A 15,713-nucleotide genomic window follows, 5' to 3' on the forward strand; every position below is an offset into this window, starting at 1 on the left:
TCTTCGGATTCATTGCCCCAGTTTGGCAGGAGCGCTACCCCTGGGCCGCCTTCGCCAGGTCGTCTTCGTGCTCCTCGTCCCCCGGTGCCCTGTCCTCCTCTCCGTCGGCGCAGCGGTCGGCAAAGAGACAGGAGAGATCCCCTTTGTCGTCGATCTCCAGTGAGAGGATCTCGGGCATCTCGCCGGCGGCCATGAACTGCAGCAGGCTCTTGGCGATGCCGGGGACGAGCTGCTGTTCGATGAGAGCGTTGACCATGCGGGCGCCGCTGGCACCCTGCCGGCAGCGCCCCGCCAGATAGGCGACGACCTGCGGCCGGCAGCGCAGTTCGATGTCATGGGCCTGGCGCAGGCGTTTGGCCAAGGCCTCGAGCTTGAGGGCGGCGATGGAGTGCAGCGCTTCGGCTTCGAGGGGGAGATAGGGGACGACCTGCATCCGCGCCAGGAGAGCCGGGGCCAGAGCGCTCAGGAGCGCCGGCCGAATCGCCTCGGCGAGGGCGGACAGGGACGGACGCTCCCAGGGGGTGTCCGCCGCCTCGGGGGGGACGGTCCGCTCGGAAATCTCCGCGGCGCCGAGGTTGGTGGTCATGAGGATCACCGTGTTCTTGAAGTCGATCTCCCGCCCCTCGCCGTCGCGCATGAACCCACGGTCGAAGACCTGGTAGAAGAGGTTCATCACCTCGGGATGGGCCTTTTCCACCTCGTCGAGGAGGAGGACCGCATAGGGGCGCTGGCGCACCGCCTCGGTGAGGACGCCCCCCTCGCCGTAACCGACATACCCCGGCGGCGCCCCCTTGAGCTGGGAGACGGTGTGAGCCTCCTGGTACTCGCTCATGTTGATGGTGATCAGAAAGCGCTCGCCGCCGAAGAGCTGCTCGGCGATGACCCGGGCGGTTTCGGTCTTGCCGACCCCGCTGGGACCGGCGAGGAGAAAGACCCCCTGGGGCGTCTCCGGGTTGCGCAGTTTCGCCCGGGCGCTGCGCACCGCCCGGCCGATCTCGGCGAGCGCCCCCTCCTGGCCGACGATCCTTGTCGCCAGAGCGCCCTCGAGCTCGATGAGGGAGGCGATGTCGTCCCGGACCATCTTGCCAACGGGGATCCCCGTCCAGTCGGCGACCACGGCGGCGATCGCCTCGGCATCGACTTCGGCCTGCACCAGGGGCGCATCCCCCTGAACCTCCCGCAGTCGGCGTCGGGCCCGGCACCCCGCCGCCGAAAAGTCCCCGTCGCCGTCCTCCGTCGGCCGCTCCCGGCCGATCTCTCCGACCAGGGCCCGCTCCTCCTCCCACTGCCGCTCGTGCCCCTCGAGGCGCTCCCGACTCTCCGCCTCCTCCCGCTGCAGGGTGGCGATCAGTCGGGAATCGGCGTTCACCCCCTGGCGGCGGTCCTCCTCGAGATGCCCGAGGCGCCGCTGCAGGTAGGCGATGTGCTCTCGGCCGGCGTCGATGAGGGCGGGAATCGCCGCCTGTCCCATGCGCACCCGGGCCGCCGCCGTATCGATGAGGTCGATCGCCTTGTCGGGAAGCTGGCGGCCGCTGATGTAGCGGCTGGAGAGGCGCACCGCCGCCTCGAGAGCGTCGTCGGTAATCAGCACCCCGTGATGGGACTGGTAGAGGGTCTTGAGGCCGCTGAGCATGCCGATCGCCTGCTCCAGGCCCGGCTCGTCGACCTTGACCAGCTGAAAGCGCCGCGCCAGGGCGGCGTCACGCTCGAAATACTTCCTGTACTCGGCCCAGGTGGTGGCGGCGATGGTCCGCAGTTCTCCCCGGGCAAGGGCCGGCTTGAGGAGATTGGCGGCGTCCCCCTGTCCCGCCTCCCCCCCGGCACCGACGAGGGTGTGGGCCTCGTCGATGAAGAGGATGATCGGAGTCGTCGAGGTTTTGACTTCGTCAATGACGTTCTTCAGACGCTTCTCGAATTCCCCCTTGACCCCGGCGCCGGCCTGGAGGAGGCCGAGATCGAGGGTCAAAAGCCGCACCCCGCAAAGGAGGGCCGGGACCTTCCCCTCGACGATGCGCAGCGCCATCCCTTCGACGATGGCGGTCTTCCCCACCCCCGGCTCTCCGACCAGGATCGGGTTGTTCTTGCGGCGCCGGGTGAGGATATCGATTGCCTGGCGGACTTCGTCGTGGCGCCCGAGGACCGGATCAATCTCGCCGCAAGCGGCCCGGCCGGTGACGTCGATGGTGAAGCGGGCCAGGGCCGAGCTCCCCTCGGGGGAGGAAATCGAGGGGAGAACCTCCGGGCGCGGTGCTTCGGCGCCCTCCGCTGCACTCTCGGCCGAACCGGCGGCCATCGCAGAGTATTGCCGGCGCAACTGGGGGAGGGGCAGCGCCTCGAGGCGATCAAAACCTTTGCCCGGCAACTGGGGGATCATTTCCACGAGGGCCTCGAGGAGGGCCGCCGAGCGAAGTTCCGTGCCGGCGTAATGAAGGGAAGCCGTCAGCCAACCCCTTTCGAGCCACTGGTACAGGTTCTGGGAGAAGATCGGCTTCCCCTGGTTTCCCTGGCGCAACCGCGAGAGATTCTCCAGCAGATCCTGCCAGAAGGAGTCGAGGTCGACGGCAAAATATTGGAGGATGCGGTCGAAATCGCCTCCGCCGTCCTCGAGGAGCTTGACCGCCACATGCTCGATGGTGACTTCGTAGTGGCCGCGGGTCGCGGCAAAGGCCGCGCCGGCTTCCAGGGCCCTGGCACAATGGGGATTCAGGCGGTCGAGGAGGGCCCTGAGGTGTCTGCTGTCCATCCGGTTGATCCTCTCTTTAGATAGAAGGGGTCCGGGCGAGGAGATTCGCTCCGGGGAGACGGATTTCGCTTTCGGCCCGGCTGTTTTCCCCCAGGCAGCTGTTCCAGCCGAGCATCATCGCCTCAACGCCGAGCTGCAACGGGGCGGTCCCTTCGATGCGCACCCGCAACAGCAGATCGAAATCGATTGTCGGCGGCAGATACCGGCGAATCAGACGGGCCACGGTTTCCGACTGCTCCCCGCCGGGGAGGAGGGCGAGGGCCTCATCCAGGGGGAGGGGACCGATGCGGATCTCCACCCGGCGACCGACGTCGAGGACGGAGCCGCCGAGAACCAGGTTCTCGCCGAGGACCAGCTCCTCTCCCCCCCTCCCGCCGACGGGGGGAATTTCTGGCAGGGAGACCCATTGGGGACAGAACTGCACCACCTCCACCGGGGTCTCGTCGAGAAATTCCCGAAGGACCCCTCGAAGCCCCGCCCCGTTTTGAACGGGACTTCCGAGGGGGCCGGCAAAGGCCTGCGCAAGATCGTTCCCGGCACCCCCTCCCACCCCGGAGAGGGCCGAGAGGTAGCGTTCGAAGGTGCTCTCCCCGCCGGGGAGGACCGGGGATAAGAACTTCTTCCACCCGAGGTAGAGGAGCTCATAGAGGCGATGGTTGAAAATGTCGAGGAAGGCGCGCAGCGCCCCCCCCTCCTCCTCGGCGGCGGCCTCGAGAAAATAATGGGGAACGGGGGCATCCACCCCGTAAAAACCCATGAAGTTGAGCTGCATTTCGAGGCGACCCTCCTCGTCGAGGCGGCAACGGCGGATGTCGCCGGCCGGAAAGCTCAGTTCCGCCGCCGGCCGGAAGCGGATCGTAGACGGAAGCTCTCCCGGACCTCGGGGAACCTTCGCTGCCGCCGCTTCGAAGAGACGCACGGCCTGAAAAAAATTGTAGTGGGGCCCCTCCTCGACGAGGGCGGCTATCAGAGCCGGTAGCTCTCCCCGACGAGCGGTTTCCATGCGTAATCCCTGTGGGACGGATGACAGAGGATGCGGGTTTCGACAAAGGTGTTGAGCGACGCGTACATCCCGAGAAAATGGTGCAGGATCAGACCAAAGAGGTGGATGTCGGCCTGGGAAGCGAAATTTTCCTCATGCAGGGTCAATTCGACCCGCAGTCCGCGCATCAGGGCCCCCCGGGAGATCCGGTCGACGGGGTGGACGGCGATGCCCAGGATCCCCTCGATCCGCCGCTGGTTCGCCTCGAGCCCGCTCCAGTCGTAGAGGGAGAGCATCTGGCGAAAGGTCTCCACGGAGGAGAGGGTTCCGTAATGAAGGGAGAGGTGAGAGATGAGGGCCAGGCGGTAATCTCGCCGCATCGGGGGGCGCAGGACCTTGCTCGGCCGGGTGAGGTTGACCACCTGCACCCAGGAAGGGATGTCCGGCGACGGCACGCGGAGGGTGTTCTCCTGCAGGAGGCGCCGGGGGTAGTCGCCATTGCAGGCGGTAATGGCGCAGGAGAGGGATTCCCGACTGAAGGCGCTGTCTCCGCCGACACGGATGGAGATCAGCGGACGGACGCCGTTCTCCTTGCGACTGCTCTGGAAATAGCGCCCCCGCCCACCGCGATGCTTGTAGGCGTGGAGCGCCAGGTAGTCGTGGCGGCGGCCGCTGCCGCCGTCGCTCCCGGAGACCGCATCGACACTGTAGACTTCCATCCCCTCCGCAGCGGCAGCATCGGCCACCACCGGGTATTCGCTCCGCAGGTGGGTGAGATGGATCGGCTCGCTGGTTGCGGAAAAGAGATTTACCGCCGGAGTGCAGTGGAGGAGGAAATTCTCCTTCTTGAGTTTCAGCTCCTTGTCCAGCACCCCCTTGAGGCGGATCTCGACCTCGAAGGCGCTGCAGTGGGGAGGCCAGTTCAACAGATCGAACCCCGACAGGTTGACGAACTGGTATTTCTCCCGGAAGGCGAAATACTCCTGCAGGAGGTGAAATCCGACAAAGCTGCGCCCCGCCCCGGGGACGAGCATCTCCTCGACGCCGAGATGGGCCGCGGTGACGGTCTCCGGCCCGCCGAGGCTTCGGGCTCCCTGGCCGGGGTGGTCGGGAAAGGAGACCCGGACGCTCTGGACATCGGCGGTCAGGGCGTGGTGCAGCTTCAGGGCGACCTGGGGGTCGGCATGGAGATAGAGCTTGATCCCCCTGAGCTCGAGGGACTCGGCGACGATCCCGGCGTCGAGCTGAAATCCGAGGATCAGGGCCGTCCCTCCCCCGGGCGGTTCGATCAGGGAAAGACGGGCGAGGCGCATCGGCTGCAGGAGGGTATCGCTGGTGGTGCGAAAGCGGCAGATGACCCGCTCTTCCCCCACCGGCGGACTGAGGACGGCGCTCCCCTTCGCCAGCGTCCGGGTCTGCTGGAGCTGCCCTGGCCGGGGGGAGAACTGGAGGATGCTCAAGGAGGGGACCGGGCGTAAAAAATGCGGCCAGAGCTGATTGAGGAGCGCCTCGCAGACCTCGGGGACGTCGTCATCGATGCGCTGGCGGATCTGCGCTGTCAGAAACGCCATCCCCTCGAGGAGACGCTCCACATAGGGATCGCGGTCCTTGACCTCCTGCAGGTTGAGCATGCCGGCCTGCTCGGGATAGGCCCGGGAAAAATCCTGCGCCGCCTCATGGAGGAGGCGCATTTCCGCCTCGAAATAGTCACGCATGGGAATATCCCGAGGGGATGCTGACGGTGGTCGCCCCGCCGCAGACGAAGATCGCCTGCAACCGCACCACGGCACCGGAGGCGACCACCCCGGAGATATCGAGATGCAGACGGTTTTTGGCGTCGCTGAGGGGACGGTAACTAACCTGACTCCGGCTTAGGCGCGGCTCGAACCGCTCGATGCACTTCCTGACTTCGGCCACCAGAGAGTCGATGGAATAGGGAAGGGCCTCGTAGATGGCATCCATATCCGGCAGACCGTAATCCGGCAGATGGACCAGAGTCCGCCGCCGGGCGCTGAGAAGTCGCTCGATGTGATCACGGATGCTGGCCAAAAGCGCCTCGGCGGGGTAAACCTCGGCGAGGGGGCGCCCGTCACGGTAACGACCGGCCAGAATTTCGTAAAGCGCTCGGGACATGGGGATACTTTCCGCCTTCGCGGTGGGAGGGGGTAACATTCGCCGCCCGGCGCCGTGCTGGCGCCGGGCGGCGGCCAGGGGGAGCTAACGCCCTTCGGTCCAGGCGTCGGAGAACTCGATGTTGCCGTCGACGTAGGTCCAGGTCACCTTGGCGTAGCGCACCGAAACCTCCTCGAGGTGGGGGTAGCGCTCCTTGTCGATATCCTTGACGTTGTGCATCTTCGGCTTGATGGAGGTGATTTTCACCCCCTGCAGGGTGTGGCGGAAATACTCCTTTTCCGTGCCGGTATCGTCGATCTTGTACCAGCGCATCTCCATTTTCTTCAGAGTCTGACCGTTGCTGCAGGCCTTGTAGAGATAGGGGGTGGCGCTGTCGAAAGCCTTGAGAAAGACCAGCGGCTCGTGCTTGCGGGTCCCGGTCAACGCTCCCGAGTCAGAATCCGTGGGGATCCTCAGTTCATGATCGAAGCCGAGGACCTCGATGCTCCCCTCCCGGTCGGAAATGGAAACCGGCCCTTCGATCTTGCTCCCCTGGTCGTCCTCGATCCACATGTAGGCTGGAATAGCCATGGCGAACTCCTCCTTTTTTTGAAAAACCATGAATAAGAATTCAACTGCCCGTCAATGAAACCCTCCACCGGAAGCCTCAGGCCGCCGGTCCCCCTCCATCCCCCCTTTCCTCTGATTTCTTCAGGGATTCCCTATTTTTTCCCCGTCGGCATCTGGGCCACCAGGGAGAGCCGGACGTCGACCCCCTCGATCTGAAAATGGGGCATGATAAAGAGGCTGACGCTGAAATACCCCGGATTCTCCGGAATCTCCTTGACCACGACCTGTCCGTCCTTGAGGGGGTGGGTGGCAATCAGGTCCGGTTCCGGGTCCTTCATCTTGGTCACCAGGGTCTGAATCCAGTCGTTGAGCTCCTTCTCCAGCACCTGCCGGCTCTTGCTGGAGCCGATGTTCTCCCGCTGCAGCACTTTGAGGTAATGGGCGATGCGCGACACCAGAAAGATGTAGGGGAGGCGCGCATTGATGCGGCTGTTGGCCGTCGCCTCCGCCGTGGAGTATTCTGTCGCCTTCTGCACCGAGTTGGCGGAAAAGAAGCAGGCGAAATCGCTGTTTTTGTAGTAGCTCAAGGGGATGAAACCGAGATTGGCGAACTCGAGTTCCCGCGTCTCCGGGATGAGGATCTCGGAGGGGATCTTGGCCTGCAGTCCCTTGCCGGCGTCATAGAGATGCACCGGCATCCCCTCGACCTTGCCGCCGGCCTCGGGGCCGCGGATGTTCACCGCCCAGCCATTTTTGGCAAAACTGCGGGCCATGTTGCCGGCAAAGGCAAAGACCGAGTTCCCCCAAAGGTAGTTGCCATGCTGCTCGCCGCCGACGCTCTCCTCGTAGTTGAAGGTCCGCACCGGATTGCTGGTGCTGCCGTAGGGGAGGCGCAGGAGAAATCGGGGGAGGGTCAGGCCGACGTAGCGGGCGTCCTCCGTCTCGCGGAACCCCTTCCAGCGCAGATATTCCGCCTTTTCCATGTAGTTGGTCAGGTCGTGGATCTTCGGGAGGTCGTCGATGCTCTCCTTGCCGAAGAAACGGGCTCCCACCGACGCCAGGAAGGGGGCATGGGCGCTGGCCGCCACCCGGGAGACCTCGCCGAGGAGGGCGACATCCTGGGGCGAGCTGTCGAAAACATAATTGGCCACCACCGCCGAGACCGGTTCACCGCCGGGAGTGTCATATTCATCAATGTAGACGTGCTTGTAGAGGCCGGTCTGGATCGTCTCCGGTGCCTCTTCGAAATCGTCCTGCAAATCTGCCTTGCTGCAGTCGAGGAGGTCGACCTTGACGTTGCTGCGGAGATCGCAGCGGTCGACGAGAAATTTCAGGCCGCGCCAGGCCGATTCGATCTCCTGGAAACGCCCGTGGTGTAAAATGGCGTCGAGCTGCCTGCTGATGGTGGCATCGATCTGGGCGATGTAGCTGTCGAGGAGGGCCTTGTCGATCCTCTCGATGGGGTGGCCGCTTTTGGCGACCAGGTCAATGAAGACCTGGATGGCTGCCGTCAGCCGCTTGTCGAGGGGCGCCTCCGCCAGGCGGGCTGAGCTGGAGAAACTGCCCAGGTCGATTTGCTCGGCGAGCGGGCTGATGTCCACCAATCCGCAAAGACGCTCATAAACACTTGCGGCCGAGGCGTCCACGACAGATATCGTTTTGGCTTGCGCACTTTCCTGGATGGTCATGACGGATTCTCCCAAAGGTTCCGGTTTGCTCAAGGGATGAAAGGTTTTACTCGCCGTTTGCCGCCGAAGCTTCGGAGACGATCTTTTCCAACTCCTTCTGCAGCCCCTCGAGTTCCGGACGGTTCTTGACAATATTTTCCAGCTCCCGGCGGAATTTGCCGTTGTCGAGGACGTTGGACTTGAGATCCTTGAGGAGATTGCGCATCGCCATCAGGCTGTGGAGCTCGGGGACCTGATTGGCCACCTGCTCCGGGTGGAAGGAGTTCAGGGAATCGAAACGGAGATGGATGCCGATCTCACCCTCCCCCCGGGCGATGCTGGGAACGGAAAATTCCGCCGTCGGCGCCAAATCCTTGAGGACCGCTTCAAGGTTGTTGCGGTTGAGGCTGATCCGCTCCCGCTCCGCCAGTCGTCCGGACCCCTTCCCGCTGCTGAAGTCACCCATCACCAACAGCTTGAGGGGGAGTTCCGTCTTCCTTTTGGCGCCCCCGGTTTCCACATCGAGGGAGAGGTTGATCCGCGCCTTGGGGATTTCCTTCTGAAAACTGTCTGTCATCATCGTCTCCTTGTCTTTGCCGCCTTAGTATTCATATCTCCGGGATCCCAGAGTTCGGAGTGTCGCCTGCCGGTCAAACCAGACGGGCCGCCGCTTCAGGATCGGCCCGGCAGATCAGGCTCCGCAGATCGGCCATTTTGTTCCGCAGCGTCTCGGCCTCCTCTCCTGTCACCTTGGGGGCGAGGAGACGCCCGGCCTCGAGCGAGATCTTCCAGATTCCGAGGGCCAGGGACGAATCCCAGAGATGGAGAGATTCTTCCTCCACCCTTTTCGTCAGGTCGTCGAGGACCGGGAGGGCCAGGTCGGGACGCCCCCCTTCGAGGCAGAGGCGAGCCATGGTCAGACGCAGCGTTAACCGCTCCTTCTCGTTGCCAACGGCCACCGCCTTGAGGCAGGCGAGCCCCTCGGCAAGCTTCTTCTTCGGAGACAGCCTGCGGGCCTCGGCCAGGGCCGACTCCAGAAGGGCGTCCCACCCCTCCTCCTTCCCGCGACACGGCTCTTCTCCCCCGGCGAGGCGGGTGTCGAGCCACTCCCTGGTCTCGAGAGAAGCAAAGGGACGGCCGTCTTCGAAACTCAGGGCGAGAATCTCGGGAAGACGTCGCACAAGGCTCCGAGTCTGGTCGGCGATTCCCGCCGCCAGGTCCTCCCGGCCGAACCGCCCCGCCGCCTCGCAGGCTGCCAGCTGCAGGTCAAGGCTGAATTGACCTCCCGGTTCGAGAAAGAGGTTTTCACAGAGAAGGAAGGCGCCTTCACCTTCGCCTCGCTCTCCGGCCTGCTGCAGCTCATTCCATCCGGTCTGACGCAGGGGGGGGATCCGCGTCTTCCCCTGTTCATGAGGGGGGAGGGTCAGCCCCCCCCAGCGCAGGGTCCGACTGAAACTGAGCGCATGCAGATAAGCCTTTTTTTGCAGCAAAAATTCGCGAATCGCTTTGGTGGAGGCGATCATCTCCCGGTCCGAGGTAATGCTCCCCGCCGCAGGCATCGTCTGAGTTGACGGAGAGAGAGCGCACAGAAGCTCGGCCATCTGTTCCCCGGAAAGGGGAACGGCGACGGATTGCGCCTTCCCTGTCTTCTCCCGCAGTTTCCCGGGGAGCCAATGATTGGGGGCGCTCCAGAGAGGCGCTTCATCACCTCCGGCGGTGCGGATTGCCTGATTGATCCCGGCGACGGTTTCCTCAAGGGCGCGCAGTTCGTCGGCGCCGGCAAGGGTGGCGGCCTCCTGCAGGGCCCCGTCGAAGCGGGGGTTGTTAAGCCAGGTCAGGGCTGCGTTGCGCGCGCCGGCCTTGAGGGGGTGGCAGTCGGCCCAGAACCCTTCAAGGATCAGGCGATAAGCCGAAGCCGCCTCCTGCACTCCGGCGATCCCGGCAAGGTGAGTCGAAGCCAGCATCAGGTATCCAGCCACCCGCAGGTCCTTGCTGTGGGTGGCGAGAAGATGGCGCCCCCTCTCCAGCACCCGGCCGTAGTCGTTTCCCTGAAGTTTTTCCATCTCCTGCCGGATCGCGGAAAAATCGTCGTGGTAACGAGGATCTTCCCCGCAGGGGCTTTTGGGCAGGGGGGTTGCCACCGCGGCGAGCCAGGCGCCGCTCACCCAGCTACCTCCCGACGACCGAGCCGGTAGAGGACATCGAGGAGGCTGACCCGGTCATCGGCCAGAAGGCGCCGCAGGTCGAGGTTCTCCTTCCCCTCTCCCCGGCTCATTTCGGCCACCACGTCGAATATCGAACCATCGTTTAGGGCAGGATCGATAAGGTGCAGAAGATAGGAGCCGGGAATGGGGCGGAAGAAGACCGTCAGGGAGGCCGGTGCCGCGCAGGAGGAGGCGCGCCAAAAGTAATGTGCGCGCAGGTTGCGGTCCTCGAGGATCGACTCGATGAGCTGCATCCAAAAAATCACGAAGGGGCGCGGGTTCCCCTCCCCCGGCAGGGGCAGGCGCACCCCCCAACTGGTGCGCAGCGGCGTCCGCCTCGTGACGGTTCGCAGTGTCTGAACGAGGGTGGCAAACAACATCTGGCGGTTCTCCGGCGCAAGATCCGGCAGCGCCGTGCGCCAGAGGAGACCGAGTTCGACATTCTTGAGGATTTCGATCTGCTGCTCGAGAAGAAGGCGGCGGGAAAGTTCTCCCTGACGGCGGTACAACCCTTCGACCCGGCTGACCAGGAGCGGCACACCCTCGTTTTTCCACCTTTCTTCACAGAGTTCCTGCGCCTTAAGAAAAAACTCGTCGTAGACCGCCGGGGGGACGGCCTGCATCCGGCGGAAAATCGGGTCCTCGGCGACGGTGAAGAGGATAAAGGGATAATGGCGTCCGCTGCGATCCTGGCTGGGGATCAGCGTACCGATCACCGTCCGCTCCTCCTCGCCGCCGACCATAACAAAATGGCATCCGGGGAAGGTCCGATAGGTTTCAGGCCAGCTGCTGCCATGCTTGCGGATGATGAAGCCGATTCCCTCCTGAATCCAGGCGTCGAGGGCCACGGCCTCGCGACTCTTGACGTTGTGACGGATGAACTCGGAGTGGATCGGCATCTTGCCGAAACAACCGAGCTGATCGCCGGCAACCGCACGGGGCTGATGCTTGATAGCTTTGGAGAAGAGTCCGAACATCGCGGGTTATTGACTCCCTGGGTGTGGGTCGATCAGAAAAGGGATACGGGGAGGGCATACCCGGAGAGAACCTTACGGTCAAAAACGTTGTTCTCCCGGTCCGCCTTGATCTTGAACTGCACCGTGAGCGGGGCGCCGTCGCTGCCGGTGAGTTCCCAAACGCCGAGGTACTGGTTGCCGCTCTCGGCGGTGATTTTCCCCTTCTGCAACAGATGGAAGAGTCCCCAGATCCCCTCGTAGTTCAGCTCGCCCCGCGCCGCACTCCGTCCGCTCACCCCCTGGATCTTCGCCCCGAGCCCTTCCCCGTTGCCGGGCCAGAGGAATTTGCGCCACTCCTGAGGTTCGTTGCGGTAGCGGTAGGATTGACCGTTGCTCTCGATCATCGTTTCACTGAGGCCCCGGCTCGGCATGGGATAGAGGTAGAACTGCAGATTCGGCTCGTCGCTGCCGCGGCGAAAGAGACCGGCAGTGATGACATTTGAGCGGGACAGGGAGGTCATCAGCTCCTTGCTGAAGCCCGGTCCCAGATCGAGCCAGGTCTTCTGCCGCCATTCCCCCCGCCCTTCGCTGACAAAGGGGGCGAGATTGGTGCGGACAAAGGACCAGAAAATTCCGTCCTGGGGTCGGAAGAAATCAGCGACGTCGGCCAGGGCCGCATCGGACCCCTTGCTGGCAAAGGGGAATTTTCCCTGCAGCTTGCGCTCGTAGGGACTGACCACCGAATTCTTCCACTGCAGCTGCAGGTCCTGATCGGCTTCGCTGAGGACGGCCCCCCAGGCGCTGCGAATCGCCCCGATCAAAACGCCCGAGGCAAGTTTACGGGTTCGCGGCTCGATGCCGTTGAGCATGCTGGAGGTCGAAACCCAGCTCTTGTAGAGCTCGAGATCCCCGCCGGAGCCGGTGAGGATCTTCGCCGCATAGAGGTTGGCCTCCCGCTGCACGTCGACCGAAGCCCCCAGTCGCTCCATCTCGTTCTGCACCGAGGAAATGGCGAGAAGGTACTGATTAATAAGGAGGCTGACGGTCATCTTTTCCGCCGGATCGGCGAACTTGCGCAGGTCGCGCAGGGTTTCTTCGAGCTCCGGTACGCTGCGGCGGGCTTGAAAGCCTCCGGCTCCCTGGGCGAGGTTTTCCAGGGGCGCTCCGACACCGGATTCCGGGGGATCCTCGAGGTTGACGTTGTTGGAGATAACCCGCATCAGTTCGCCAATCGGCCCGTCGCTCTGAGCGACGACCAGCATCTTTTTGGAAGCGTCGGCCACGGAGGTGAAGGAAGGGTACCGCACCGACTCCAGAAGCGAGAACCAGGCGTCGGCATAGTCCCGAAAATACTGCTGGCGAATTTCCCTCTCCAGGCGCATCGCCAGCTTGGCATTGACAGCCCCCTCGTCGGGCTCGGCCCCCTCCGGCGAATCGGCGACGGTCACCCCGGTCGCCACCTCGGCTGGGTTCCCTGAAGCGGGACCCTCGCCGTCGCGGTAATAGCCGATCACCCAGTCGCCGCGACTGGCCACCGTCACCACCTTCTTGATCTCCGGCTGGACAAAATCCGTCCACCCCCGGGCGGTATAGACGCCTGGCTGCACATGGTCGCTGTGGAGGACGCCGTAACCGTGCCCTTTGATGAATTCTTCGAATTTGCGGTCCTTGAGGGAGAGCTTCCCCTTGTTGAGGATCTGCACATAGAGGCGCTCGGCGTTGGGGGGGGTCCGCAGCTGTTCCCGGGACCTGGCAACGATTTCCTTTCGCCGCTTCCAGGGGCGAACCGCCAGAGGATCGTCCATGGGACGCTTGAGATGGGCAAGATAAAGAAGAATCATCTCCTCCATATCCTGGCGCTCCTCTTCCTGGAACTCGGATTCCGCTCCCCCCCGGAAAATCAGTTCGCACCAGGTTTCCGCAAGCACCGGCGCGGCGAACTCGGGCGAAAGCCGCTCCGGCATCGACAGCATCAGATAAGTCTTGAGCGCCTGATAGTAGGGTTCGCGAATCTTCTCCTGCCCCTTGTCGTCGGAACCGTCCCACTGGCGGGCGAAGTTCTCCAGCCGGTATTCGAGAGAGGTCACCGACGGCTTGAAAAAGACCAGGTCGAGGGAATCGAGGAGGGCCGTGAGGGTCGGTTCGAGCTGTTTTTCCCCCTGGTAGATCCCCAGCAGGAGATGAAGGGGGAGGCGCTCTTCATAACCGCACAGTTTGCGATAATGGCGATAGACGCTGAGGATGGAGCTGAAGCTTCGCTCCTGGTTGCGGTCGCCGGAGACGACCTCCTCGGTCATCACCCGGACAAAATCGCTCCCCTTGCCTGCCAGGAGGGTGTTGCTGGCCAGCGAGGCGCTGAGAAGGAGGACGCTGCCGACGATGACCGCCAGTCCCGTGGCCACCCAGGCGCTCTTGAACCAGCGGTTGAGGACCTCCCGGCGGCGGTTGCGGACGATCCCGCCGGAATTGGGGAATATCGCCTCCTGGAAGAGTTTCTTGATGAAATAGCTCTTCGTCGTCCCCGGATCGTCGAGGGAGGCATCCTCCACATAGCCGAAGGCCTGACGGAGATTGCCGACGATGCGCTGGATCGGTGTCCCCTCCTGGGTGCCGCTGGTGAGATAGACGCCGCAGAAGCGCGGGGTTTCCTGGTAGGGATTTTCCTTGACCAGGAGGTTGAAAAATTCCTGAAGCTTGTCCGTTGCGACCTGAAACTGGTTGGGAAAGTCGAAAATCGCATGTTTAAGTTCTAACTTTCGCTGCATGGATAGCCTGCGCAACCGCAGTTCGCTCAGCCGCCCCTGCAACTGCTGCAACCGCTTTTCGAAGCTGGCGGCCAGATCCTGATTTTCCCCCTCGTCAAGGAGCCAGGCCCCCCAGATCTGACTGCGGTCATGCTCGCTGAGATCCTCGAAGAAGGAAGTGAAGCCGTGGAGGAGATCGCACTTGGTCACCACCAGGTAGATGGGGAAGTTGCAGCCGAGATGGTTGATCAGCTCGTCGAGACGGTCGCGGATTACCTTGACATGCCATTCGATTCCGGCGCCGTCGCAGGTCAGGAGCTCGGCGAGACTCAAGGCCACCATCACCCCGTTGACCGGCACCCGGCTGCGGTGGCGGCGGAGGAGGTCAAGGAAGGCCACCCACTCCTCACGGTCGTCATCTTCGGTGGTGTAGCGACCGGCCGTATCGAGAATCACCGCCTCGTCGGAAAACCACCAGTCGCAGTTGCGGGTGCCGCCGAACCCCTTGATGTCGGCGTCGTCGCCATGGGCATAGGGAAAGTGCAGCCCCGAATTTCGCAAAAGGGTCGTCTTGCCGGCGGCGGCTGGGCCGATGATCATGAACCAGGGCAAGGCGTAGAGGGCCGCGTTCCCCCGATAACCGACTCCGAGTCCCGACGACTTGAGGGCCGAAATGGCGGCATTCATCTTCTCCCTAAGCTCGGCGATCTCCAGCTGGCGCTCCGGGGCGCTACCCCCCTCCCCCTGCAACTCCATCCGGAATCGGGCGGCGCTGCGCCGTACCTTCCACAGACGCAACAGCCAGATCGCCCCGGCGACCCCGACGAGAGCCGCCATTACCGTCAGGCGAAGGGCGCCGCTCCTAAGACCGACAGAGGGTCCGCCCCACCACACCAGGGAAAGGAGAAGGAAAAGGCCGACGACGGTACTTCCGGAACGGCCAAGAAGATACCCCCGGAGGAAATTCAGGATCCGTTTCATGGGCGCACTTCCCTCTCGACGGCGGCGGCCGGACTCTTTTCGACAAAGCGCAGGATCGCCTCGCGACTCTGGGTGATTGTGGAGACGCTTTCGTTCATCAGGTTGGTGACGACCAGCGAATAACCAAGATAGGTGAAAAAGACCACCGATACCGTGGAGACCCCGATCACCCAACAGGGGATTTCCCTCCGTACCCGAGCCATCATGCCGACCTTGGGCACCCCCGCCGGGGAGAGGCGTGGATCGACGACCCCCCGGTAGTTCTCGATCTGGCTGCGCAGGTCGACCTGGAGCGCCGTGAGATGTTCGAGACCGCGGATTTTGTAGATCCCTTCGAAACCGAGCTGAAGACAGATGTAATAAAGTTCGAGGAGATCGACATGCCCCTCCCCGCCCTGGCGGAGAAGGTTGAGCTTGTCGTAGAACCCTTCCCCGGCGAGGTGGTCGCCGAACATTTCCAGTTGCAGCGGCTTGCTCATCCAGGCCAGACGCCCGGGCCAGCTCGAACTGAGGACCGCCTCGTCGACAAAGGCGGCCAGGGCATATTTGGCGTCGCGAAGGATTCCGGCAGCGATCCGGGACTCAAAGGCCAGCCGCTCCATCTCGTCGAAACCGGCGAGGACCTTTTCGCGAAAGTCGCTTTCGACGGCGATACCGCGGTCGCTGCGCCGGAAGGGGGCAACCAGCGACAGGACCGTCGCGCCGCATTGCAGAAGGGTGTTCCCCGTGGACTTACGCTCTTCCATATCCATGT

The 15,713-nt window shown here is 63.5% G+C and carries 11 protein-coding genes; all 11 read right to left on the reverse strand.

What is annotated here, in order from left to right:
* Positions 1-34: 34 nt before the first annotated feature.
* Complete coding sequence (tssH, locus tag DSOUD_RS15925) at positions 35-2,743, reverse strand: type VI secretion system ATPase TssH (RefSeq protein ID WP_053551938.1); 2,709 nt, start codon at positions 2,741-2,743, stop codon at positions 35-37.
* Positions 2,744-2,759: 16 nt separating this feature from the next.
* Positions 2,760-3,746 (reverse strand): type VI secretion system baseplate subunit TssG, encoded by a 987-nt coding sequence (tssG, locus tag DSOUD_RS15930; protein WP_053551939.1) that lies wholly within the window; start codon positions 3,744-3,746, stop codon positions 2,760-2,762.
* On the reverse strand, positions 3,710-5,440 hold the full coding sequence (gene tssF, locus DSOUD_RS15935) for a type VI secretion system baseplate subunit TssF (protein WP_053551940.1): 1,731 nt from the start codon (positions 5,438-5,440) through the stop codon (positions 3,710-3,712). Before tssF ends, tssG begins: the two co-directional genes overlap by 37 nt.
* Complete coding sequence (gene tssE / locus DSOUD_RS15940) at positions 5,433-5,858, reverse strand: type VI secretion system baseplate subunit TssE (RefSeq protein WP_053551941.1); 426 nt, start codon at positions 5,856-5,858, stop codon at positions 5,433-5,435. The genes tssF and tssE overlap by 8 nt, the downstream gene beginning before the upstream one ends.
* An 84-nt stretch (positions 5,859-5,942) precedes the next feature.
* A complete protein-coding gene (locus DSOUD_RS15945) occupies positions 5,943-6,428 on the reverse strand; it encodes an Hcp family type VI secretion system effector (RefSeq protein ID WP_053552427.1) in 486 nt (161 codons plus the stop codon).
* Positions 6,429-6,559: 131 nt separating this feature from the next.
* Positions 6,560-8,095 (reverse strand): type VI secretion system contractile sheath large subunit, encoded by a 1,536-nt coding sequence (gene tssC, locus DSOUD_RS15950; protein ID WP_053551942.1) that lies wholly within the window; start codon positions 8,093-8,095, stop codon positions 6,560-6,562.
* A gap of 46 nt (positions 8,096-8,141) precedes the next feature.
* A complete protein-coding gene (gene tssB, locus DSOUD_RS15955; RefSeq protein ID WP_053551943.1) occupies positions 8,142-8,651 on the reverse strand; it encodes a type VI secretion system contractile sheath small subunit in 510 nt (169 codons plus the stop codon).
* 73 nt (positions 8,652-8,724) lie between these two features.
* A complete protein-coding gene (tssA, locus tag DSOUD_RS15960) occupies positions 8,725-10,239 on the reverse strand; it encodes a type VI secretion system protein TssA (RefSeq protein WP_053551944.1) in 1,515 nt (504 codons plus the stop codon).
* Entirely contained in the window at positions 10,236-11,255 is a 1,020-nt protein-coding gene (gene tagF, locus DSOUD_RS15965; protein WP_053551945.1) for a type VI secretion system-associated protein TagF, read from the reverse strand. Before tagF ends, tssA begins: the two co-directional genes overlap by 4 nt.
* Before the next feature lie 32 nt (positions 11,256-11,287).
* Positions 11,288-14,959: a type VI secretion system membrane subunit TssM gene (gene tssM, locus DSOUD_RS15970; protein WP_053551946.1), complete on the reverse strand. Its 3,672-nt coding sequence runs from the start codon at positions 14,957-14,959 to the stop codon at positions 11,288-11,290.
* Positions 14,956-15,705, reverse strand: a complete 750-nt coding sequence (icmH, locus tag DSOUD_RS15975; RefSeq protein WP_157671898.1) for a type IVB secretion system protein IcmH/DotU — start codon at positions 15,703-15,705, stop codon at positions 14,956-14,958. Before icmH ends, tssM begins: the two co-directional genes overlap by 4 nt.
* Between the last annotated feature and the right edge of the window lie 8 nt (positions 15,706-15,713).

The sequence above is a fragment of the Desulfuromonas soudanensis genome (genome assembly GCF_001278055.1).
Taxonomy (GTDB): domain Bacteria; phylum Desulfobacterota; class Desulfuromonadia; order Desulfuromonadales; family WTL; genus Deferrimonas; species Deferrimonas soudanensis.

Coding starts and splice junctions, on each gene's coding strand:
- tssB (WP_053551943.1), bottom strand. CDS start 8,651: ATGACAGACAGTTTTCAGAAGGAAATCCCCAAGGCGCGGATCAACCTC.
- tssM (WP_053551946.1), bottom strand. CDS start 14,959: ATGAAACGGATCCTGAATTTCCTCCGGGGGTATCTTCTTGGCCGTTCC.
- tssF (WP_053551940.1), bottom strand. CDS start 5,440: ATGCGTGACTATTTCGAGGCGGAAATGCGCCTCCTCCATGAGGCGGCG.
- tssE (WP_053551941.1), bottom strand. CDS start 5,858: ATGTCCCGAGCGCTTTACGAAATTCTGGCCGGTCGTTACCGTGACGGG.
- tssG (WP_053551939.1), bottom strand. CDS start 3,746: ATGGAAACCGCTCGTCGGGGAGAGCTACCGGCTCTGATAGCCGCCCTC.
- icmH (WP_157671898.1), bottom strand. CDS start 15,705: ATGGAAGAGCGTAAGTCCACGGGGAACACCCTTCTGCAATGCGGCGCG.
- tagF (WP_053551945.1), bottom strand. CDS start 11,255: ATGTTCGGACTCTTCTCCAAAGCTATCAAGCATCAGCCCCGTGCGGTT.
- tssC (WP_053551942.1), bottom strand. CDS start 8,095: ATGACCATCCAGGAAAGTGCGCAAGCCAAAACGATATCTGTCGTGGAC.
- tssH (WP_053551938.1), bottom strand. CDS start 2,743: ATGGACAGCAGACACCTCAGGGCCCTCCTCGACCGCCTGAATCCCCAT.
- DSOUD_RS15945 (WP_053552427.1), bottom strand. CDS start 6,428: ATGGCTATTCCAGCCTACATGTGGATCGAGGACGACCAGGGGAGCAAG.